The organism is Mesorhizobium sp. P170090 (assembly GCF_057786115.1).
On sequence record NZ_JBYNWH010000001.1, the window covers coordinates 1547798 to 1568849 of the forward strand.

Here is a 21052-nt window from a genome sequence, read left to right on the forward strand (position 1 = left end):
GGCAACAAGCTCGGGAGTAATAAGATGGTTGTAAGCGCCAACAGACTTGAACTGCTGCAGATCGCCGACGCGGTGGCGCGTGAAAAGTCGATCGACAAGTCGATCGTCATTGCCGCCATGGCTGATGCGATCCAGAAGGCCGCGCGCTCGCGCTACGGCCAGGAAACCAACATCCGCGCCGACATCAACGCCAACACCGGCGAGATGAAGCTGCAGCGGCTGATGGAAGTGGTCGAGAAGGTCGACGACTACGCCACCCAGATCGCCATTTCCTCGGCCCGCGAGCGCAATCCGGACGCCCAGCTTGGCGACTTCATCGCCGAACAGCTGCCGCCAATGGATTTCGGCCGCATCGCCGCCCAGTCAGCCAAGCAGGTCATCGTGCAGAAAGTGCGCGAGGCCGAGCGCGACCGCCAGTATGACGAATACAAGGACCGCATCGGCGAGATCGTCAACGGCACCGTCAAGCGCGTCGAATATGGCAACGTCATCGTCGATCTCGGCCGTGGCGAGGCGATTATCCGCCGCGACGAGCTGATCCCGCGTGAAAACTACAAGTACGGCGACCGCGTCCGCGCCTATGTCTACGACGTGCGCCGCGAACAGCGCGGCCCGCAGATATTCCTGTCGCGCACCCATCCGCAGTTCATGGCCAAGCTCTTCACCATGGAAGTGCCGGAAATCTATGACGGCATCATCGAGATCAAGTCGGTCGCCCGCGACCCAGGCTCGCGCGCTAAGATCGCCGTCATTTCGCGTGACTCGTCGATCGATCCGGTCGGCGCCTGCGTCGGTATGCGCGGCAGCCGCGTCCAGGCCGTGGTCGGCGAATTGCAGGGCGAAAAGATCGACATCATCCCGTGGTCGCCTTCGGCTGCCTCCTTCATCGTCAACGCGCTGCAGCCGGCGGAAGTCGCCAAGGTCGTGCTCGACGAGGATGCCGAGCGCATCGAAGTGGTGGTTCCCGATGACCAGCTGTCGCTTGCCATCGGTCGTCGTGGCCAGAACGTGCGTCTTGCCTCGCAGCTCACCGGCTGGGACATCGACATCCTGACCGAGGCCGAGGAGTCTGAGCGCCGCCAGAAGGAATTCGTCGAACGCTCGTCGCTGTTCATGGAAGCCCTTGATGTCGACGAGATGGTCGGCCAGGTGTTGGCCTCCGAAGGCTTCACCAGCGTCGAGGAAGTTGCCTACGTCGATTCGGGCGAGATCGCCTCGATCGACGGTTTCGACGAAGACACCGCTTCGGAGATCCAGACCCGCGCCCGCGAATATCTGGAGAAGATCGAAGCCGAGCATGACGACAAGCGCAAGGCGCTGGGCGTCACCGACGAACTGCGCGAGATCCCTGGCGTCACCACCGCCATGATGGTGACGCTCGGCGAGGATGGCGTGAAGACGATCGAGGATTTCGCCGGCTATGCCGCCGACGACCTGACCGGCTGGAAGGAACGCAAGGACGGCGAGACCAAGGTATTCCCGGGTGTGCTCGCCAATCACGGCGTGTCGCGCGCCGACGCCGAGCAGATGGTTCTGGCAGCCCGCCTCAAGGCCGGCTGGATCACCGAAGACGAGCTTGCAGCCGAACAGGTCCCGGCTGACGAAGCCGTTGGTGCGTGAGGTGAAACCGCATCGCACACAACCCGCCCCAGGACGAGATGAACGATCGCACCTGCATCGTCACGCGCAAGCAAGCCGAGCCGGATGAGCTGATCCGTTTCGTCGTCGGCCCGGATTCGGCCGTCGTTCCTGACCTGAAGAGAAATCTGCCCGGCCGTGGTTGTTGGGTGAGCGCCGACCGCCTACATATCGACAAGGCGGCGGCGAAGAACCTGTTTGCCCGCGCCTTCAAGGCGCAGGTCGTCGTGCCGCCCGATCTCGGCGGCATGGTCGACGGACTGCTTGCACGATCCGCTTTGGGTATGCTTGGCCTTGCCCGCAAGGCTGGCTCGATCGCACTCGGCGCAACCAAGGTCGAGAGCGCGGTGCGCTCGGGGTCGGCGCTTTTCGTGCTCCACGCGACCGAGGCATCCGACGATGGCGTGCGCAAGATCAGTCAGGCGCGGCGGGCAACTGTCCACCTCGGCGGGCCGGCAGTCCTTGCCTACAAACTTTTCTCCGAGGCCGAGTTGAGCTTGGCATTGGGGGGTACAAATGTGATACATGCTGCCGTTCTCGCGGGAGACGCGGGCAAGGCGGTTGAGAGGCGCATGGTTGCGCTCGACCGATATCGGGGCGGAACCCCCGACGATCTGGCAATGCTTGCGGCCGTTGCTGACGAAGATGATGCTGCAGAGGATATGGAATGAGCGATACGAAATCGGGCGACGATAAGACGTTGAGTGTTACACCGAAGAAGACCTTGACGCTGAAGCGCCCCGGTACAGAGCAGAGCGTCGTGCGACAGAATTTCTCGCATGGCCGCACCAAGCAGGTCCAGGTCGAGATCAAGAAGCGCAAATTCTCCATGCCCGGCGACAAGCCGGAGCCGGTGGCTGCACCCGTATTTACGCCCAAGCCCGCGGTAGTGGCAGCCCCCGTCGTGCAGGAAGCGCCTAAGGCGCCGCCTCCGCCGCCGCCGGCCGAACGCGGCGGCATGGTGCTGAACGAACTGTCGCGCAATGAAATGGAAGCGCGCCGCAGGGCGCTCGAAGGCTCCAAGGTTCGCGACGTCGAGGACCGCCAACGCGCCATCGAAGAGGCCAAGCGCCGCAACGAGGATGAGGAACGCCGCAAGCGCGAGCGCGAGGAATCCGCGCGCCGTCAGGCCGAGGAAGAAGCCCGCCTGCAGACCGAGGCCGAGTCCCGCCGCCGCGCCGAGGAAGAAGCGCGCCGCCGCGCGCCGCAGGCTGCCGAGCTTGTGGCATCGGACGACGAGGAAGAGGTCAAGCCGAAGCGCACCGCCGCCGGCGCCCCGGTACGCCGTCCGGTTACGCCCGAAGTGGCGCGCCCGGCCAAGCCGACCAAGGCCGAGGAAGACCGTCGTCGCGGCAAGCTGACCCTCAACACGGCGCTTTCCGACGAGGACGCGCGCGCCCGCTCGCTGTCGTCGATGCGTCGCCGCCAGGAAAAATTCAAGCGCGCGATGCATAATGAGCCGCGCGAGAAGGTTATGCGCGAAGTGATCCTGCCTGAAACCATCACCATCCAGGAACTGGCGCAGCGCATGTCCGAGCGCGCTGTCGATGTGGTCAAGTACTTCATGAAGCAGGGCCAGATCCTGAAGCCGGGCGACATCATCGACGCCGACACGGCCGAGCTGGTCGCCACCGAATTCGGCCACACGGTCCGCCGCGTCGCCGAGTCCGACATCGAGGAAGGCCTGTTCAACATTGCCGACAATGCCGAGGACCTGGTGTCGCGGCCGCCTGTCGTGACCATCATGGGCCATGTCGACCACGGCAAGACCTCGCTGCTCGACGCCATCCGCAATGCCAATGTCGTCTCCGGCGAAGCCGGCGGCATCACCCAGCATATCGGCGCCTACCAGGTCGAGAAGAACGGTCAGAAGATCACCTTCATCGACACGCCCGGTCACGCCGCCTTCACGGCGATGCGCGCCCGCGGCGCTCAGGCGACCGACATCGCTATCCTGGTGGTGGCGGCCGACGACAGCGTCATGCCGCAGACCATCGAATCGATCAGCCATGCCAAGGCGGCCGGCGTTCCGATCATCGTGGCGATCAACAAGATCGACAAGCATGATGCCGATCCGCAGAAGGTGCGGTCGGAACTGCTGCGCCATGAGGTGTTCGTCGAATCGATGGGCGGTGAAGTGCTGGACGTCGAAGTGTCGGCGACCAAGGGCACCAACCTCGACAAGCTGCTCGAGGCGATCCTGCTGCAGGCCGAAATCCTCGACCTCAAGGCCAATCCGGACCGTACCGCCGAGGGCGTGGTCATCGAAGCCCAGCTCGACAAGGGCCGTGGCCCCGTCGCCACCGTACTGGTGCAGACCGGCACTTTGATGCCGGGCGACATCCTCGTCGCCGGCAACGAATGGGGCCGGGTGCGCGCGCTGGTCAACGACCGTGGCGAGCAGATCAAGGAGGCGCCGCCGGCAATGCCGGTCGAGGTGCTTGGCCTGCAGGGCACGCCGCAAGCCGGCGACCGCTTCGCTGTCGTCAACAACGAGGCCCGCGCCCGCGAGATCACCGAATATCGCCAGCGTCTGGCGCGCGAGAAGGCAGTGGCTCGCCATGCCGGCCAGCGCGGCTCGCTCGAACAGATGATGTCGCAGCTGCAGACGAGCGGGTTGAAGGAATTCCCGCTGGTCATCAAGGGCGACGTGCAGGGTTCGATCGAGGCGATCAACGCCGCTCTCGACAAGCTTGGCACCGACGAGGTGCGTGCGCGCATCGTTCATGCCGGCGCCGGCGCCATCACCGAAAGCGACGTGTCGCTGGCGGAGACCTCGGGGGCCGCGATCATCGGCTTCAACGTCCGTGCCAACGTGCAGGCACGTGCGGCCGCGGCGGCCGCGGGCATCGAAATCCGCTACTACTCGATCATCTACAACCTCGTCGACGATGTGAAGGCAGCACTTTCCGGCTTGCTGTCGCCGGAACGCCGCGAGACCTTCATCGGCAATGCCGAGATCCTCGAGATCTTCGACATCACCAAGGTCGGCAAGATCGCCGGCTGCCGTGTCACCGAAGGCAAGGTCGAGCGTGGAGCGGGCGTGCGCCTGATCCGCGACAACGTCGTCATCCATGAAGGCACGCTGAAGACCCTCAAGCGCTTCAAGGACGAAGTCGCGGAAGTTCCGGGCGGCCAGGAGTGCGGCATGGCCTTCCAGAACTACGAGGACATGCGCGTTGGCGACATCATCGAGTGCTTCCGCGTCGAGATGGTGACCCGGACGCTCTGAGTTCGTATACTGTCGATACGACCGGGCGGTGGTCGAAAGACCGCCGCCCTAACTTTAATGCCTGTCGCCCAAAAGTGCGGGATAAACGACATGCATAGAAACAAGTATGAGACATGCGGCACGGTCCCATCCCGCGCCTCACGCTTTCCGGATTGAGAAAAATGCCCCGTCCAACCGCCTCCAGCCCATCCCAGCGCATGCTTCGCGTCGCCGAACAGGTGCGCCATGCGCTGTCGGAAACCTTGCAGCGCGGCGAGATTATCGACCCGCTGATCGAGAACACCGTGGTTTCGGTCTCGGAAGTGCGCATGTCGACTGATCTGAGGGTCGCAACGGCCTTCGTTTCGCCGCTCGGCGCCAAGGACACGGGTGCGGTCATCGACGCGCTCAACAAGCATGCGAAGTTCGTCCGTGGCCGCGTCTCCGGCGCGCTCCGCCAGATGAAGTTCATGCCGGAGTTCCGCTTCAAGCTCGATACGTCCTTCGACAATTTCGCCAGGATCAACGATTTGCTGAAATCGCCCGAAGTCGCGCGAGACTTGGGTGCCGATGGCGAAGACAACGACAAGGACGAGAAATAGTGGGGCGCCGCGGCAAGAAGAAGGGCCGGCCGATCTCCGGCTGGGTGGTGCTGGACAAGCCGGTTGGCATGGGTTCGACCGAAGCCGTCTCCAAGATCAAATGGCTTTTCCAGGCCGAAAAGGCCGGCCATGCCGGCACACTCGACCCGCTGGCCTCTGGCATGCTGCCGATCGCGCTCGGCGAGGCAACCAAGACCGTGCCTTATGTACAGGACGGCGCCAAGATCTACCGGTTCACCGTCGCTTGGGGCGAGGAGCGTTCGACCGACGATCTCGAAGGCCCGGTGACGCAAAGTTCCGACCGCCGTCCGGCGGAAAACGACGTCAGGGCGCTGCTGCCGAACTACACCGGCGTCATCATGCAGACACCGCCGCAATTCTCGGCCATCAAGATATCAGGCGAACGCGCCTACGATCTCGCCCGTGGGGGCGAGGCGGTCGACATCCCCGCGCGCGAGATCGAGATCGGCCGTCTGGACATCGTCGAGCACGCTGCCGACCACACTTTGTTCGAGGTCGAATGCGGCAAGGGCACCTATGTGCGCTCGCTGGCCCGCGACATGGGCCGCGACCTCGGCTGCTTCGGTCATATCGCCGAATTGCGCCGGGTCGAGGTCGAGCCGTTCACCCAGGAGGATTTCGTCACCCTCGCCGAACTGGAAGTCGCCCGTTTCGGCGAACAGCGCGAAGCTGACGGAGAGGGCGACGCCGATGTTGCCGATGCGCCGATCGACTTTGGCGCCATCGATGCGCTGCTTGTCGACACGGCCGCCGCGCTCGACTGCCTGCCCCAGATCGCCATCAGCGACGAAGCGGCGACCAAGATCCGCCTTGGCAATCCCGTCATCATCCGCGGCCGCGACGCGCCCGTGGAAGCCGAGGAAGCCTGCGCCACCGCGCGCGGCAAGCTTGTCGCCATCGGCGCCATCGAGCAGGGCATGTTCAAGCCGAAGCGGGTCTTTGCCGGCTGACCACTCTCGTCTAGTCTTACGTCGACGTCACATCCGAGGGGCACATGGCAAAGGCTGAGGCGGTGAAGAAGCGGGCGCCGGTGACAACGCGCCGGCCGCCGGTTGGCGCCTCGCCTGGCACGCTGATCGCCGATCCGGCGGCGCGACGGTCCGAGCTGCGGCTGACGCTGATTTCGCCTGAAAAATTCAAGACCATCAACGATGCCAGTATCGACGATCTCAACACCCATTGCGACAACTGGCCGGTCGTCTGGTTGGACTGCACCGGTCTCGCCAACATCCAGCTGATCGAGGAGATCGGCCGGATCTTCAACCTGCATCCACTGGCTCTGGAAGATGTCGTCAACACCGGCCAGCGGCCGAAGGTCGACTTCTTCGAGGACCACGCCTTCGTCGTCATGCGCATGATCGACGACGTCAAGGTGCATCGCTATGAGCAGATCGCGGTGTTCTTCGGCAAGAAATTCGTCGTCACCTTCCAGGAGCGCGAAGGCGATCCGTTCGACCCCGTACGCAAGCGCATCGCGGCAGCGTTGCCCAACCGCTTGCGGATGCGCGGCGCCGACTATCTGGCCTATGCGCTCATCGACTCCATCGTCGACAGCTATTTCCCGCCGATTGAGGCCGCTAGCGAGGAGGTCGATGGCATCGAGGACGAGATGCTCAACACGCCTCACAAGCATCAGATGCGCCAGCTGCACGAATTGCGGCGCGACGCCAATGTGCTCAAGGGCGTGCTGTGGCCGATGCGCGACGCGCTGGCGACGCTGATCCGCAACGACGTGCCCTATGTGAAGCCGGAGACGAAAATCTTCTTCAACGACACGCTCGACCACGCATTGCGGCTGATCGAGCTGGTCGAGAACCAGCGTGATATGCTGACCGGCTTGATCGAAATGCATTTGTCGCTGAGCCAGGCACGCACCAACGATGTGATCTCTTATCTCACCATCGTCTCGGTGATTTTCATGCCGCTAACCTTCCTGGTCGGTATCTGGGGGATGAATTTCGATCCCGATATCTCGCCGTGGAACATGCCGGAACTGAAAGCCTACTATGGCTACCCGGCTTCGCTGCTGTTCATGCTGGCCGTTGCTGTCGGGCTGATCGTCTTCTTCAAAAGCAAGAAGTGGCTGTAAGGTTTCGGTGTCAGGGGAATCCTGGATTCCCGAGCAAAGGGCTGCGACAAGCCGGCTTTATGAATGGGCTGGTGTTTTCCGGGGAATTGCCCTATATGCGCCGCAGCATCGCGCCATGTCGCTTTGCTTGCACTGGCCCCTGCTGGACGACATCCCGGCTGAGGGCGACCCGTTTCCTCAAACAGATAAGGAAAAACACGATGTCGATTACTGCCGAGCGCAAACAGGAATTGATGGGTGAATTCGCAACCGCCAAGGGCGATACCGGGTCTCCGGAAGTCCAGGTAGCCATCCTTTCCGAGCGCATCAAGAACCTGACCGACCACTTCAAGGACCACAAGAAGGATAACCATTCCCGCCGTGGTCTGCTCGCTCTCGTCTCCCAGCGCCGCAGCCTGCTTGATTATCTCAAGCGCAAGGATGACGCGCGCTATCAGACGTTGATCGAGAAGCTCGGTCTGCGCCGTTGACGAATTGACCGGCGGGCTTTCGAAGGAGAGCCCGCCGGTCGCGCATTCTGCCAGTCGCATCGATTGGCCAGACCCGGTTTCGAGCGTGCAGAGGCCACTCGAAACCGCCCATGGACGGTCATGGGGCAGGATTGCAGGACGCTCGTGCGCTAACCAGCGCCGAATCTACCCGAGCTTCCCGTTGTCTTGCCCGTGGCTGCCCGAGAAAGGAAGCCAGGGAAAGGGCATCCGCGCACCGTGAAACGGCGCGGCCCTTTCCGCTTACTAAGGACAAGATATGTTCAACTACCACAAAGTGGAAATCGAATGGGGCGGCCGTCCGCTCATCCTGGAAACCGGCAAGATCGCGCGTCAGGCTGACGGCGCGGTGCTTGCGACCTATGGCGAAACCAAGGTTCTCGCCACTGTCGTTTCGATGAAGGAGCCGAAGCCAGGCCTCGATTTCTTCCCGCTGACCGTCAACTACCAGGAAAAGACCTACGCCGCCGGCAAGATCCCGGGCGGCTACTTCAAGCGCGAGGGACGTCCGAGCGAAAAGGAAACGCTGGTTTCCCGCCTGATCGACCGCCCGATCCGCCCGCTCTTCGCCGACGGCTACAAGAACGACACCCAGATCGTGGTCACCGTCGTCCAGCATGACCTCGAGAACGATCCCGACATCCTGTCGATCGTTGCCACCTCGGCCGCTTTGACGCTGTCGGGCGTTCCCTTCATGGGCCCGATCGGCGGCGCCCGCGTCGGCTACATCAACGGCGAATACGTGCTCAACCCGCATGTCGATGAGATGCAGGAATCCAGGCTGGACCTGATCGTCGCCGGCACCACCGACGCCGTGCTGATGGTCGAGTCCGAAGCCAAGGAACTCGGCGAAGAGCTGATGCTCGGCGCCGTCATGTTCGGCCACAGGGGCTTCCAGCCGGTGATTGACGCCATCATCAAGCTGGCCGAAGTTGCCGCCAAGGAGCCGCGCGATTTCACGGCACCGGACTACTCCGCGCTCGAAGCCGAAATGCTGAAGATCGTCGGCGACGAGCTCAGCAATGCCTACAAGAACGTCGACAAGCAGAAGCGTTACGCCGCCGTCGACGCCGTCAAGGCGAAGGTCAAGGCAGCGTTCGCTCCGGCCGAAGGCGAAGACGCCAAGTACACCTCCGAGCAGATCGGTTCGGTGTTCAAGGAACTCCAGGCCAAGGTCGTGCGCTGGAACATTCTCGACACCGGTTCGCGCATCGATGGCCGTGACCTCAAGACTGTCCGCAAGATCGTCTCGGAAGTCGGGGTCCTGCCGCGCACGCACGGTTCGGCGCTGTTCACCCGCGGCGAGACCCAGGCGCTGGTCGTTGCCACGCTGGGCACCGGCGAGGACGAGCAGTATGTCGATTCGCTGACCGGCATGTACAAGGAGAAGTTCCTCCTTCACTACAACTTCCCTCCCTACTCCGTCGGCGAGACCGGCCGCATGGGTTCGCCGGGCCGCCGCGAAATCGGCCACGGCAAGCTCGCCTGGCGCGCTATCCGTCCGATGCTGCCGAGCGCGGACCAGTTCCCCTACACGCTGCGCGTCGTCTCGGAGATCACCGAGTCCAACGGTTCGTCGTCGATGGCCACCGTCTGCGGCACATCGCTGGCGCTGATGGATGCCGGCGTTCCGCTGGCCAAGCCGGTTGCTGGTATCGCGATGGGCCTGATCAAGGAAGGCGAGCGCTTCGCGGTTCTGTCCGACATCCTGGGTGACGAAGATCACCTCGGCGACATGGACTTCAAGGTCGCCGGTACCGAAGGCGGCATCACCTCGCTGCAGATGGACATCAAGATTGAGGGCATCACCGAGGAGATCATGAAGATCGCGCTAGACCAGGCCAAGGACGGCCGCCAGCATATCCTCAGCGAGATGGCGCATGCTCTGACCGGCGCCCGCCCCGAACTCGGTGAGTTCGCACCGCGCATCGAGGTCATGCACATCCCGACCGACAAGATCCGCGACGTGATCGGCTCCGGCGGCAAGGTTATCCGCGAGATCGTCGAGAAGACCGGCGCCAAGATCAACATCGAGGACGACGGCACGGTCAAGATCGCTTCGTCGAACGCCAAGGAGATCGAGGCGGCCAAGAAGTGGATCCATACCATCGTCGCCGAGCCGGAAGTCGGCGAAATCTACGAAGGCACGGTCGTCAAGACCGCCGACTTCGGCGCTTTCGTCAACTTCTTCGGTCCGCGTGACGGCCTCGTCCACATCTCGCAGCTTGCCAACGACCGGGTCGCCAAGACCTCGGACGTCGTCAAGGAAGGCGACAAGGTCTGGGTCAAGCTGATGGGCTTCGACGAGCGCGGCAAGGTCCGCCTGTCGATGAAGGTCGTCGACCAGGCCACCGGCAAGGAAATCGCCCGCGACAAGAAGGCCGAAGGCGAAGAAAACGCCGCCTGAGTGGTCTGACAATAGAGTTGAACGGGCGCGGCTTATGTCGCGCCCGTTTTCGTTTAAGACCCGTCTACGACATGAGAATCGAAGAATGGCCGCTGAGCCGCTGAAGACACTGTTTCACCCCTTCGAGGCCGGGGCGCTCCCTCTGCCGCAAAAGGGCGAGCGTGTGCTGTTCCTGGGCGCCGAGCCTGGGTTTCGCCTGCCGGAAGGCTTCGAGGCAGAGCTCCATCTTGCACAGGGTTTCCGGCCGTATCTCCGAGCGCTGGAGCGTGCCGGCCACAAGGTAACGCCGCGCGCGGAAGGCGATGCATTCGATGCAGCGCTCGTGCTTGCCGGCCGCCATCGTGGGCTAAACGAGATGCGTATTGCCGAGGCGATCGAACGCATCACGCCGGGCGGTCTGATCATTGTCGCCGGCGGCAAGGACGAAGGCATCGCCAGCCTGCGCAAGCGCATCGACGAGCTTGTTCCGATCGAAGGGCATCTGCCGAAATATCACGGCATCGCCTTCTGGCTTCGCCGTCCGGTCGATCTGGCGCCTGCGGAAAAACTGCGCGTCGCCAATCCCGCCTTGGTCGTAGAGGACCGCTTCCGCACCGCGCCGGGCATGTTCTCCTTCGACCGCATCGACGCCGGCTCGAAACTTCTGGTCGACAACCTGCCCAAAGACCTGCGCGGCAACATTGCTGATTTCTGCGCCGGCTGGGGCTATGTCGCCGCCGAGGTCGCGGCACGTTCATCCGGCATAACGGGGCTCGACCTTTACGAAGCGGATTTCGACGCGCTTGAGGCGGCCAAGGGCAATATCGGCCAGACAGGCTTCGAGCCCGGCTTCTTCTGGACCGATCTGCTGAGCGAGCCGGTCGAGCGGCGCTATGATGCCATCGTCATGAACCCGCCCTTCCATCGCAGCCGGGCGGCCGAGCCGGAAATCGGCGCCGGCATGATCCAGGCGGCGGGCAAGGCGCTGAAACCGGGCGGGCGGCTGTTCATAGTGGCGAACCGTCAGCTGCCTTACGAACCGGTTCTGAAGGCTGTCTTCTCCAGCCATGCCGAACTCGCCCGCGACGGCATGTTCAAGGTTTTCTCCGCGCGCCGATAGGACGGTGCCGGTCGCCTCAATGCATGCTGACGATGCGCGCCGGCTCGTGGACGGGAATGGTCGCTCTGATATCGCCAGGCTTGATCTTGAGCGGCGCCGGCCTGCCGAACAGATAGCCCTGCACCATCTCGCAACCAGCTGCTCGCAAAAGCGTCGCCTGGTTCTCGGTCTCGACGCCTTCGGCGATGATGCCGACGCCGAGCGCCCGCGACAGGCCGACGATGGTAGAGACGACGGCGCCCGAATTGGAATCGGTGTCGATGCGGCTGACGAAGGAGCGGTCGATCTTCAGCTTGCCGAAGGCGAAGTCGATCAGGTAGCTGAGATTGGAATAGCCGGTGCCGAAATCGTCGACGGCCACCGAAATGCCCATGTCGGCAAGCTGCTGCAGGATGATGGCGGCGCGGTCGCGGTCCTGCATCATCGCCGTCTCGGTCACTTCGAGCTCCAGCCGCGACGGCTTGATGCCGGTGCTGGCCATCGTGTCGCGCACGATACCGACGAAATCCTTGGTCCTGAACTGGACCGGCGAGATGTTGACGGCAACGAAGCAGTCCTCGGGCAAATGACGGGCATCGCTGCAGGCCTTGTTCAGCACCCAATTGCCGATCGGGTGGATCATGCCGGTCTCTTCGGCGATCGGAATGAATTCCATCGGCGGGATCATGCCGCGTTCCGGGTGCTTCCAGCGGATCAGCGCCTCGTAGCCGACGATACGGCCGGTCGGCAGGTCGAGCTGCGGCTGGTAGTGAAGGTCGAAATCGCCACGGACGAAGGCGATGTGCAGTTCGGATTCGATCCAGTGGCGGTAGTCGGCGACCTGGCCCATGTCGGAATGGAAGACCGACCAGTTGCCCACGCCGCCGGCGCGGGCATTCTGCAGCGCCAGGTTGGAGCGGCGCAGGATGAGGACCGGATCGACGCCATCCTTTGGCATCGCCACGATGCCGACCGACAGGCCGACCGACTGCAGGTGAGAATCGAGCTGGTACGGCTTCAGCATCTCCTCGATCATGGTTTCGACGGTGCTTTCCATGGACCTTTGGAGTTGGTGTTCCCAGACAAGGATAGCGAACTCGCCGGCGCCGATGCGCCCCATCACCGCGCCTTCGGGCATGCAGGCCTTCAACCGCTTGGTGAAGCCGCGGATCAGTTCGTCGCCATGGCTGTAGCCGATGGCGTCGTTGATCTGCTTGAAGCGGTCGATGTCGATGTCGATGAGGAACACCGGCTCACCGGTCCTGATCGTCGCGGACGCCGCGTCGGCAATCCTGCCGACCATCGCCGGCCGCGCAAAAAGCCCGGTCAGCTTGTCGAAATGGGTTTCGTTGAAAACGTAGTCCACCGATTCATCGACGCCGGCGAAGAAGGACAAGGCAGCACCGGCGGCGGCCAGCGCGCATAGCGCCGACGCGACGCCGATCATGGTTTCCGCCTGCATGCCGGCAAAGCCGTCCCCGACACCATGCCGGAGGCCCCAAAGCCCAAGGATGAAACTGCCAAGGCCCGAACTGGCGACGGTGAGCAGCCGGAACACAGGTGTTCGCTTCGGGTTGCTGACAGCAGGCATTGCTCAGTCCCTGTCGCATGATCCCGAAATCAACTCGACTTTCGGGAAATATCAAGCGCAAATTCATAAAGGCTAAAGCATCCTTTGCGCCCAGCAAGAACGCGCAGAGCCCAAGCCCATAGGACTTCTAGCGGATATCTCCTTAAAATGAGTTTCCGCCGATGCATCTAATTTTACTGGTGAGTTAATCGCGTACGCTGTCGGTCTGCTTCAACTCATCCAGGGTTGGCATCGACACGATGTGATAGCCGGAATCCACATAATGGATTTCGCCGGTGACGCCTGACGAGAGGTCGGACAAAAGATAGAGCGCCGAGCCGCCGACCTCGTCGATGGTCACCGTGCGGCGCAGCGGCGAGTTGCGCTGCTGGTAGGAGTACATGTGGCGGGCGTCCGAGATTCCGGCGCCGGCCAAAGTACGCACCGGTCCCGCCGATATGCCGTTCACCCGGATGCCGCGCGGGCCATAATCGTTGGCGAGATAGCGCACGCTGGCTTCCAGCCCGGCCTTGGCGACGCCCATGACGTTGTAGTTCGGCATGACGCGGACAGAGCCGGCATAGGTCAGCGTGATCATCGCGCCGCCTTCGCTCATCAGCGGGGCGGCATGGCGGGCGACCTCGGTGAAGGAGTAGCAGGAGATGACCATGGTGCGGACGAAATTGTCGCGGCTGGTGTCGGCGTAGAGCCCTTTGAGCTCGTTCTTGTCGGAAAAGCCGATGGCGTGGACGACGAAGTCGAGCCCGCCCCATTCCTTGCCGAGCGTCTCGAAGGTGGCGGCGACCGATGCGCTGTCCTCGACGTCGCACGGCACCACCAGAGACGCGCCAAGCTTCTCGGCAAGCGGCTTGACGCGGCGCCCGAATGCGTCGCCCTGATAGGTGAAGGCAAGCTCCGCCCCGTGTTCGGACAATTTCCTGGCGATGCCCCAGGCGATCGAATGATCGTTGGCGACGCCCATGACAAGCCCGCGCTTGCCCTTCATCAGTCCGTCCATGGCCGGCAATCCCCCTACAATAAAACGCTGGCCTTATGCGGAATAGCGCTGGAAAATCAGCGTTGCGTTGGTGCCACCGAAGCCGAACGAGTTGGACAAAACCGTGTCGATCCTGGCGTCGTCGATGCGCTTGCGCACGATCGGCATGCCCTCGAATTCGGGATCGAGGTTTTCGATATGGGCGCTCTCGCCGATGAAGCCGCCTTGCATCATCAGGATCGAGTAGATCAATTCCTGTACGCCGGCGGCACCCAGCGAATGGCCGGTCAGCGACTTGGTCGAGGTGATGAACGGCATCGTGTCGCCGAACACCTCTCGGATGGCGCCCATTTCCCGGGAATCGCCGACCGGCGTCGAGGTGCCGTGGGTGTTGATGTAGTCGACCGGCGTGGACACCGTCGCCAGAGCCTGGCGCATGCAGCGCACCGCGCCTTCGCCCGACGGCGCCACCATGTCGTAACCGTCCGACGTCGCGCCATAGCCGACGATCTCAGCGTAGATCTTGGCGCCGCGCGCCTTGGCGTGTTCGAGCTCCTCCAGGATGAGGACGCCCGCGCCGCCCGCGATGACGAAGCCGTCGCGATTGGCGTCATACGCGCGGGAAGCTGTCGGCGCACGATCGTTATACTTCGACGACATCGCGCCCATGGCATCGAACAGGTCCGACATCGTCCAGTCGAGGTCTTCATGGCCGCCGGCAAACATCACATCCTGCTTGCCCCACTGGATCAGTTCGTAGGCGTTGCCGATGCAATGCGCCGAGGTCGAGCAGGCCGACGAGATCGAATAGTTGACGCCGTGGATCTTGAACCAGGTGGCGAGCGTCGCCGACGCGGTCGACGACATCGCCTTCGGCACCGCGAACGGACCGATGCGCTTGGGGCTGTTGTTCTTGAGCGTGGTCTCGGCCGCCTCGACGATGGTGCGGGTCGAGGGGCCGCCCGAGCCCATGACGATGCCGGTGCGCTCATTGGTGATGTCGCTTTCGCCAAGCCCGGCGTCGGCGATCGCCTGGTCCATCGCGACATGGTTCCAGGCCGCGCCCTGGCTCAGGAAGCGCATGGCACGCCGGTCGATCATAGGGGTCGGGTCGAGCGTCGGCGCGCCCCAGACCTGGCAGCGGAAGCCGTGTTCGGCGAAGGAATCGGAGAAGCTGATGCCCGATTTGGCATCGTGGAGCGAGGATTGCACCTCGTTGGCGTTGTTGCCGATCGACGATACGATGCCGAGGCCTGTGACGACGACCCTTCTCATTCGCAACTCCTTCCAGCGGATGATCCCGAAACCGTAGCCGGTTTTGGCCGGCGATCATACGCAAAATCAAAATGCCGCAGCGTCGTTGCGCGTCCGGGAACGCCCTGCTGCAGTGGCGCCGGTCAGGCGGCCGATTGCTTGGACAGCCCCACCTTGAGGTCTGTCGCCGCGTATATGGGTTCGCCGTCGGCCTTAAGCCAGCCATCGGCGATGCCGAGCACCAGGCGTCCGCGCATCACGCGCTTGAAATCGATGCCGTATTCGACCTTCTTGACCGATGGCGTCACCATGCCCTTGAACTTCACTTCGCCGGTCGACAGCGCCATGCCCTTGCCCGGCTCGCCGAGCCAGCCGAGGTAAAAACCCGTCAATTGCCACATGGCGTCAAGGCCCAGGCACCCCGGCATGATCGGATTGCCGATGAAATGGCAGGCGAAGAACCACAGGTCCGGTTTGATGTCGAATTCGGCACGGATGAAGCCCTTGTCGTGGGCGCCGCCGGTCTCGCTGATCTCGGTGATGCGGTCGAACATCAGCATCGGCGGATAGGGCAGCTGGGCGTTGCCAGGCCCAAACAGCTCGCCGCGGGCGCAGGCAAGCAATTCCTCATAACCGTAGCTGGATTTCGAACCCGCCATATGTCTCGTCCCCATAATGTCCCGGGCGGTGGGGCGCCCTTGTCGTTGGTTTCCTAACACAATCCCTTTCGGTCCGGAAACCGGCGTTTGCGCTTAACCCGCCCGTCTGCCCGGGTCAATGCGCGCTCTCGCATCGGCCCGAAATCGATCTCGATTCCGGAAAGCACGATGCGACGCCAAAAAAGCAATAGAGCGCACTTAGTGCGTCCAACTGGACGCACGTCGCTCTATTGATCGTATTCCGCCAACAGAATATATGTCGGGAGGTATCCAGTTTCGGTTGATGAGGTTTTTTCGCCACTCTGGGCGTGTCTTGAGGCAGAACTGTGGGCTTGGACGGATAGATGGATCTGGGCTGCCGGAAGGAAAATGTCGCTGTGGACAAGCGGGTTCGCGAAGCCGGCCTCAGGCCGACACGCCAACGCATTGCGCTGGCCGATCTGCTGTTTGCCAAGGGCGACCGCCACCTTTCGGCCGAGGAACTGCATGAAGAGGCGGTCGCCGCCGGCGTGCCGGTCTCGCTCGCCACCGTCTACAACGCGCTTCACCAGTTCACCCAGGCCGGCCTGCTGCGCATCCTGGCGGTCGAGGGGTCCAAGACCTATTTCGACACCAACACCTCCGATCACCATCATTTTTACATCGAAGGCGAAAACAGGATCTTCGATATAGAAAGCGGTCCGGTGACCGTCTCCAACCTGCCGGAGCCACCCGCAGGTATGGAGATCGCCAATGTCGACATCGTGGTGAGGCTGCGCCCGAAACGCAGCGTTTAAGCCCCAACCCGTGAAACCTGTCGATTTTGCAATCCGGCTCGAATGGGTTGCGGTCGCGGTCGTGGCTATAGTCGCCTATGCCGCGTCAGGCGTTTCCTGGTGGCTGTTCGCCCTGCTTATCCTGGCGCCAGACCTGTCGATGCTGGGCTATCTCGCCGGGGCACGGATCGGCGCTGTCGCTTACAATGCCTTGCACATATTGATCGTCCCGCTGTTGCTGGCGCTCGCCGGATATGTTCTGGCCAATTCGACGGCGACCGCGATTGGTCTGATCTGGATCATCCACATCGCCGTCGACCGCGCGCTCGGCTACGGTCTCAAACTGTCGGCCGGTTTTCAGGACACCCATCTCGGCCGTATCGGCCGTTAGGCCTCCAGCAATCTCAATTCTTGACGTGCTCGCCGGGATAGGCGCCCCACACCTGCGACTGGGCGATCCAGCCGGTGTGGCCGTCGAAGGTCATTTCGCACCACTGGCCATCGCAGGTTTTGATCGTGCCCGTAACGCCCGGCTCGATGATGGCGATGACGCTGGCGTCCTTATCGGCATCGTCGAGCAGATTGATTCGGCCACCTTTGGTGCGTTGCCAAGGGGCGACGATCGCGGTCCGGCGGCCGGACAGCAGCGACTGGTTGATCCAACCCTCCGAGCCATCGGCATCGCGCACCCGCCGCCAGGTATCGAATTCCTGGATGATTTCCATCGGCAGGCCGGCCTTTGTGTACATCCAGTCGACGGAATAGTTGGCGCCGGGGCCAACGCGCGAGTTGACGCGAGCCGATTTCAGGCTGACGAAACGCGGCAGCGGCAGGCCGCTCGGCCCGAGCGTGACCGTCTGCACAGGTGCGGCGGCACCTTGCGCCGCGGCTTGCGGGGAATGCAGGAGAGCGCCGAGAAGCGCTGCGCTGAGGATCAGGCGAAGCGACGCGAAACCAGACACTTTCATTCCTTTCGGCGCGTGCCCTTTGGTCCGGGCGCCCCTTTTTCTTTGTCTTCGGCGGCACCGCTTGTTACAGGAGTGGCAGGCACCGCGACCGGTATTCAGTTTCGCCTGTCTTGGTTAAAGAGGTCTCAACGAGATCGGGTTCGAGGAAACAATGGCAGGCAAAAAACGGCCTCTCGTCGTCATCACGCGCAAGCTGCCCGATCCGGTCGAGACCCGCATGCGCGAACTCTTCGACGCCAGGCTGAATGTCGAGGACCGCCCGATGACGCAGCCGGAGCTGGTCGCGGCGATCAAGGAAGCCGATGTGCTGGTGCCGACCATCACCGACCAGATCGATGCGGCGCTAATTGCCCAGGCCGGCGACAATCTCAAGCTGATCGCCAATTTCGGCAATGGCGTCGACAAGATCGATGTGGCGGCGGCGGCCAAGAAAGGCATTACCGTCACCAACACGCCGAACGTGCTGACCGAAGATACGGCCGACATGACCATGGCGCTGATGCTGGCCGGGCCGCGGCGGCTGGCCGAAGGCGCCAATGTGCTCACCAGCGACAAGAAATGGGCCGGTTGGTCGCCGACCTGGATGCTCGGCCGGCGCATCTGGGGCAAGCGCCTCGGTATCGTCGGCATGGGCCGCATCGGCACTGCGGTTGCGAGGCGCGCCAAGGCTTTCGGCCTGTCGATCCACTACCATAACCGCCATCGCGTGCTGCCGGCGGTCGAGGAAGGGCTGGAGGCGACCTATTGGGAAAGCCTCGACCAGATGCTTGCCCGCATGGACATCATCTCGATCAACTGCCCGTCGACGCCGGCGACCTTTCATCTGCTTTCGGCGCGGCGCCTAGCTCTGCTTCAGCCCACCGCCTATGTGGTCAACACCGCGCGCGGCGACATCATCGACGAGGAAGCGCTGGTCAAGCTGATCCAGGACGGCAAGATCGCCGGCGCCGGCCTCGACGTCTACGAGCACGAACCGGCGCTGAACTCGAAACTGCTGAAGCTTGCCGCCAAGAACAAAGTCGTGCTTTTGCCGCATATGGGTTCTGCGACGATCGAGGGCCGCATCGACATGGGCGAGAAGGTGATCATCAACATCCGCGCCTTCTTCGACGGCCACCGGCCGCCGGACCGCGTGCTGCCGCTACGGACTTGAAGCGGGCCGCGTTCAGGATGCGGTTGTGAGGGCGCCATCCGCCGCGACACTCACACGCTTGCCGCGATAGGCCTCAAAAGCGTCGCGCCTGAGCCTGAGCGCTACCGGCGTCGGCCAGCCCATTTCCCTGGCCACAATCAAGCCAAGCAGCAGGATCGCGTCCGGCTCGTGCAGCACGAGTGCCGTCGGCGCATGGCCATTGTGGACGAGTTCCATCAGCACGGCTGACGCTGAGGACGAGCCGATCGTGCCGGGCAGGAACAGCACACGCCCGGAAATGGTCTCGCCATGCTGCGGGTGACGGACATCGGCGATGCGGCCGCTCTTCGGATCGACGCCGCCCCAGAAGCTGATCGGCGCCGTCAGCACCAAGGCCAGCCCTTCGCCTCCGCTGCCCGGCACCAGGATTTCAGCGACGGCGCTCATGCGGCGATATCCGTAAACCTGGGCTTACCGGCAACCGCGCTTTCCACGCAGTCGGCCAGCGAGCCGTAAAGCACGGCGTAACCGGTATTGCCCGGCGCGTAGTGCGCGAATTTTCCCGAATTGGTCATCAGCACGCCGCCGGCCAGATTCGGCAGGATCGGCGTCACCACCACGCAGGTGTCGGCGACGATGATGACGCCGCTGGCTTCGAGCATCTTGCGCTTGCCGTTCTGCTCCAGCCTGGTGAGCACGTGGCGGCCGGTGCAGGCGTAAATCGGCACGCTGAGCCGCCGCCCGCCAATCAGCCGCTCAAGTGCATCGAATTCGGCCAAAGACAGATGCGGACTGCCGATCGCCACGGCATCGATGGCGGTCTGCGTGGCTGCGGTGGACAGGCCGGCGCGGGCCTTCATGGCCATCTCCGGCGTTACGCGGATCATCGTTTCCGGCCTGCCGCCCACCAGGATGGTCTCGGCGTCGGGCGCTTCTGGCGTTACCCCAGCGATATGGAACAGGCCGACGGCGCCCGACGATGCCGCCGCCGCGCCGAAGGCCTTCAGCGCATCCTCGCCGGGATGGCTGGATATGCCGGTGACGACGCCGACCGCGTTGCCGACCTCACGGCCGTAGAGGTTGCCCAGCACCGGCCAGGCGATCTCCGAACCAAGGAACGAGGCGGAGAGGCCGGACACATCGAACACCAGCCGTGCCTGCCGGTTCTCGGGGCGATGCAGGCCGTAATCCGGCGCGCGGCCCGATATGGCGCAGGCGATGTCGAGGAAGTCGCCATAGCGGTTGGTGCGTGCCCCCAGCACCGAATTGCAGAACACCACCGCGTTGGATTCACCCCAGGCGACATCGCTGCCAAGCGCTGGCCTGTGGCCGGCCTGATAGGGCGCGCAGGTCCAGCTCTGCTCGCAGCCCAGTTTGCGGTAGGCCTCCATCATTCGTCGCGCCATGCCGCGCGCCGGCTCTTCGAGGCGCACGCGCGAGCAGCCCATCAGGTCGAGCGCGCCGACATTGAGCGTCGAGCGCACCGCGACCCTGGCGCCGCCATCGACCAGCCTTTCGGCAAACAGCGTGCCGGAATCGCCGTGATAGAGCGCGCCGTCTATATGCGTCGAGGCGATCGGGATCAGTCGCGGCGCGCCGAGCAGCGCAGCGCTTTCGGCAACGATGCGCATCGCCATCGCCGCCCCGTCATGGCCGGAGGCGATTGTCTGCTCCTGTGCGCTGAGGGCGAGGCTCACGCGAACTCCTTGCGCATGGTGATCGAGGTCGGCCGGTCATAACCGTCATGCGCCGTGCGCGCGGTTTCGCGGAAGCCGAGACGCGCAAAGGTTGCGTGATTTGCCGTGAGCTCGACCCGCGTCTGCAGTTCGATGGCGGGTTTGTTGCGGTTGCGGGCAAGGTCCTCGACAGCCTGCATCAATCGTCTGCCGATGCCTTGGCCCTGAAGCCCGAGTTCGACGGCGAACTTGCCGATATAGAAATCATCGGGTCTCTCCAGCGCAAAAACGCAGCCTGCGATCTGGCCGCCCTGCAGAGCCACGAACACCGTTTCCCGCCCAGCCTTGTCCCTCAGGCTTTCGACGCACAGCAGATGCGCAGAGGAGGGCGGGTCGATGACGCCGTCCATCGGTGCAAAGGCGCGCATGATCAGGCTGAGCAGTTCGTCCCAGCGGTCGAAGCCGGGGGCGAACTGCGTGACCAAAACACTGGCAGGCTGATCCATG

The 21052-nt window shown here is 63.3% G+C and carries 20 protein-coding genes; 12 read left to right on the forward strand and 8 right to left on the reverse strand.

Annotated elements, in window-relative coordinates; genetic code table 11:
• Positions 1 to 24: 24 nt before the first annotated feature.
• The 9 genes from nusA (at position 25) to AC3EML_RS07620 (ending at position 11555) form a co-directional block, all read left to right on the forward strand.
• Positions 25 to 1620, forward strand: a complete 1596-nt coding sequence (gene nusA / locus AC3EML_RS07580; RefSeq protein ID WP_023669555.1) for a transcription termination factor NusA — start codon at positions 25 to 27, stop codon at positions 1618 to 1620.
• Positions 1621 to 1658: 38 nt separating this feature from the next.
• Complete coding sequence (locus AC3EML_RS07585; RefSeq protein ID WP_023726862.1) at positions 1659 to 2309, forward strand: RNA-binding protein; 651 nt, start codon at positions 1659 to 1661, stop codon at positions 2307 to 2309.
• A complete protein-coding gene (gene infB, locus AC3EML_RS07590) occupies positions 2306 to 4870 on the forward strand; it encodes a translation initiation factor IF-2 (RefSeq protein WP_023669557.1) in 2565 nt (854 codons plus the stop codon). The genes AC3EML_RS07585 and infB overlap by 4 nt, the downstream gene beginning before the upstream one ends.
• Positions 4871 to 5031: 161 nt before the next feature.
• A complete protein-coding gene (gene rbfA / locus AC3EML_RS07595) occupies positions 5032 to 5451 on the forward strand; it encodes a 30S ribosome-binding factor RbfA (RefSeq protein WP_023669558.1) in 420 nt (139 codons plus the stop codon).
• On the forward strand, positions 5451 to 6422 hold the full coding sequence (truB, locus tag AC3EML_RS07600) for a tRNA pseudouridine(55) synthase TruB (RefSeq protein WP_023821531.1): 972 nt from the start codon (positions 5451 to 5453) through the stop codon (positions 6420 to 6422). The genes rbfA and truB overlap by 1 nt, the downstream gene beginning before the upstream one ends.
• Positions 6423 to 6466: 44 nt before the next feature.
• On the forward strand, positions 6467 to 7561 hold the full coding sequence (gene corA / locus AC3EML_RS07605) for a magnesium/cobalt transporter CorA (RefSeq protein ID WP_023818823.1): 1095 nt from the start codon (positions 6467 to 6469) through the stop codon (positions 7559 to 7561).
• 95 nt (positions 7562 to 7656) lie between these two features.
• On the forward strand, positions 7657 to 8031 hold the full coding sequence (gene rpsO, locus AC3EML_RS07610; RefSeq protein ID WP_280790898.1) for a 30S ribosomal protein S15: 375 nt from the start codon (positions 7657 to 7659) through the stop codon (positions 8029 to 8031).
• Positions 8032 to 8308: 277 nt separating this feature from the next.
• Complete coding sequence (pnp, locus tag AC3EML_RS07615; RefSeq protein WP_023688738.1) at positions 8309 to 10456, forward strand: polyribonucleotide nucleotidyltransferase; 2148 nt, start codon at positions 8309 to 8311, stop codon at positions 10454 to 10456.
• Between the two features lie 85 nt (positions 10457 to 10541).
• Positions 10542 to 11555 (forward strand): class I SAM-dependent methyltransferase, encoded by a 1014-nt coding sequence (locus tag AC3EML_RS07620; protein WP_352521652.1) that lies wholly within the window; start codon positions 10542 to 10544, stop codon positions 11553 to 11555.
• A 16-nt stretch (positions 11556 to 11571) separates the two neighbouring features.
• Here the strand turns inward: AC3EML_RS07620 and AC3EML_RS07625 are convergent, their stop codons facing one another.
• The 4 genes from AC3EML_RS07625 to fabA form a co-directional block, all read right to left on the reverse strand.
• Positions 11572 to 13125 (reverse strand): putative bifunctional diguanylate cyclase/phosphodiesterase, encoded by a 1554-nt coding sequence (locus AC3EML_RS07625; RefSeq protein WP_352521653.1) that lies wholly within the window; start codon positions 13123 to 13125, stop codon positions 11572 to 11574.
• A 184-nt stretch (positions 13126 to 13309) separates the two neighbouring features.
• A complete protein-coding gene (gene fabI, locus AC3EML_RS07630) occupies positions 13310 to 14122 on the reverse strand; it encodes an enoyl-ACP reductase FabI (RefSeq protein ID WP_023669564.1) in 813 nt (270 codons plus the stop codon).
• A gap of 33 nt (positions 14123 to 14155) precedes the next feature.
• Complete coding sequence (gene fabB / locus AC3EML_RS07635) at positions 14156 to 15376, reverse strand: beta-ketoacyl-ACP synthase I (RefSeq protein WP_460221932.1); 1221 nt, start codon at positions 15374 to 15376, stop codon at positions 14156 to 14158.
• A gap of 122 nt (positions 15377 to 15498) precedes the next feature.
• Complete coding sequence (gene fabA / locus AC3EML_RS07640; RefSeq protein ID WP_023669566.1) at positions 15499 to 16014, reverse strand: 3-hydroxyacyl-[acyl-carrier-protein] dehydratase FabA; 516 nt, start codon at positions 16012 to 16014, stop codon at positions 15499 to 15501.
• 344 nt (positions 16015 to 16358) lie between these two features.
• On the opposite strand from fabA, the gene irrA reads away from it, so the two are divergent.
• The gene (gene irrA / locus AC3EML_RS07645; RefSeq protein WP_023688734.1) at positions 16359 to 16790 is read left to right on the forward strand and encodes an iron response transcriptional regulator IrrA; all 432 of its coding nucleotides are present in this window, start codon (positions 16359 to 16361) and stop codon (positions 16788 to 16790) included.
• Positions 16791 to 16800: 10 nt separating this feature from the next.
• The gene (locus AC3EML_RS07650) at positions 16801 to 17160 is read left to right on the forward strand and encodes a DUF4260 domain-containing protein (protein ID WP_023688733.1); all 360 of its coding nucleotides are present in this window, start codon (positions 16801 to 16803) and stop codon (positions 17158 to 17160) included.
• Between the two features lie 13 nt (positions 17161 to 17173).
• Here the strand turns inward: AC3EML_RS07650 and AC3EML_RS07655 are convergent, their stop codons facing one another.
• Positions 17174 to 17731 carry an SH3 domain-containing protein gene (locus AC3EML_RS07655; RefSeq protein ID WP_023669569.1) on the reverse strand — a complete coding sequence of 186 codons (558 nt, stop codon included), beginning with the start codon at positions 17729 to 17731 and terminating at the stop codon, positions 17174 to 17176.
• A 157-nt stretch (positions 17732 to 17888) separates the two neighbouring features.
• Here AC3EML_RS07655 and AC3EML_RS07660 point away from each other — a divergent pair, with 157 nt between their 5' ends.
• Positions 17889 to 18890 carry a 2-hydroxyacid dehydrogenase gene (locus AC3EML_RS07660; protein WP_023703476.1) on the forward strand — a complete coding sequence of 334 codons (1002 nt, stop codon included), beginning with the start codon at positions 17889 to 17891 and terminating at the stop codon, positions 18888 to 18890.
• Between the two features lie 12 nt (positions 18891 to 18902).
• Here AC3EML_RS07660 and AC3EML_RS07665 read toward each other — a convergent pair whose 3' ends face one another.
• The 3 genes from AC3EML_RS07665 to AC3EML_RS07675 are packed head-to-tail and all read right to left on the reverse strand — an operon-like array spanning position 18903 to position 21051.
• The gene (locus AC3EML_RS07665) at positions 18903 to 19316 is read right to left on the reverse strand and encodes an aconitase X swivel domain-containing protein (protein WP_023834323.1); all 414 of its coding nucleotides are present in this window, start codon (positions 19314 to 19316) and stop codon (positions 18903 to 18905) included.
• Positions 19313 to 20566, reverse strand: coding sequence for an aconitase X (locus AC3EML_RS07670; RefSeq protein ID WP_023682000.1), 1254 nt, complete (start codon positions 20564 to 20566; stop codon positions 19313 to 19315). The genes AC3EML_RS07665 and AC3EML_RS07670 overlap by 4 nt, the downstream gene beginning before the upstream one ends.
• Positions 20563 to 21051, reverse strand: coding sequence for a GNAT family N-acetyltransferase (locus AC3EML_RS07675; RefSeq protein WP_023755156.1), 489 nt, complete (start codon positions 21049 to 21051; stop codon positions 20563 to 20565). Before AC3EML_RS07675 ends, AC3EML_RS07670 begins: the two co-directional genes overlap by 4 nt.
• Position 21052 lies beyond the last annotated feature (1 nt).

Coding starts and splice junctions, on each gene's coding strand:
- AC3EML_RS07665 (WP_023834323.1), bottom strand. CDS start 19,316: ATGAGCGCCGTCGCTGAAATCCTGGTGCCGGGCAGCGGAGGCGAAGGG.
- AC3EML_RS07585 (WP_023726862.1), top strand. CDS start 1,659: ATGAACGATCGCACCTGCATCGTCACGCGCAAGCAAGCCGAGCCGGAT.
- rpsO (WP_280790898.1), top strand. CDS start 7,657: ATGCGCCGCAGCATCGCGCCATGTCGCTTTGCTTGCACTGGCCCCTGC.
- pnp (WP_023688738.1), top strand. CDS start 8,309: ATGTTCAACTACCACAAAGTGGAAATCGAATGGGGCGGCCGTCCGCTC.
- nusA (WP_023669555.1), top strand. CDS start 25: ATGGTTGTAAGCGCCAACAGACTTGAACTGCTGCAGATCGCCGACGCG.
- AC3EML_RS07620 (WP_352521652.1), top strand. CDS start 10,542: ATGGCCGCTGAGCCGCTGAAGACACTGTTTCACCCCTTCGAGGCCGGG.
- corA (WP_023818823.1), top strand. CDS start 6,467: ATGGCAAAGGCTGAGGCGGTGAAGAAGCGGGCGCCGGTGACAACGCGC.
- AC3EML_RS07675 (WP_023755156.1), bottom strand. CDS start 21,051: ATGGATCAGCCTGCCAGTGTTTTGGTCACGCAGTTCGCCCCCGGCTTC.
- infB (WP_023669557.1), top strand. CDS start 2,306: ATGAGCGATACGAAATCGGGCGACGATAAGACGTTGAGTGTTACACCG.
- fabI (WP_023669564.1), bottom strand. CDS start 14,122: ATGGACGGACTGATGAAGGGCAAGCGCGGGCTTGTCATGGGCGTCGCC.
- fabB (WP_460221932.1), bottom strand. CDS start 15,376: ATGAGAAGGGTCGTCGTCACAGGCCTCGGCATCGTATCGTCGATCGGC.
- irrA (WP_023688734.1), top strand. CDS start 16,359: ATGGATCTGGGCTGCCGGAAGGAAAATGTCGCTGTGGACAAGCGGGTT.
- AC3EML_RS07625 (WP_352521653.1), bottom strand. CDS start 13,125: ATGCCTGCTGTCAGCAACCCGAAGCGAACACCTGTGTTCCGGCTGCTC.
- fabA (WP_023669566.1), bottom strand. CDS start 16,014: ATGGCGGGTTCGAAATCCAGCTACGGTTATGAGGAATTGCTTGCCTGC.
- rbfA (WP_023669558.1), top strand. CDS start 5,032: ATGCCCCGTCCAACCGCCTCCAGCCCATCCCAGCGCATGCTTCGCGTC.
- AC3EML_RS07660 (WP_023703476.1), top strand. CDS start 17,889: ATGGCAGGCAAAAAACGGCCTCTCGTCGTCATCACGCGCAAGCTGCCC.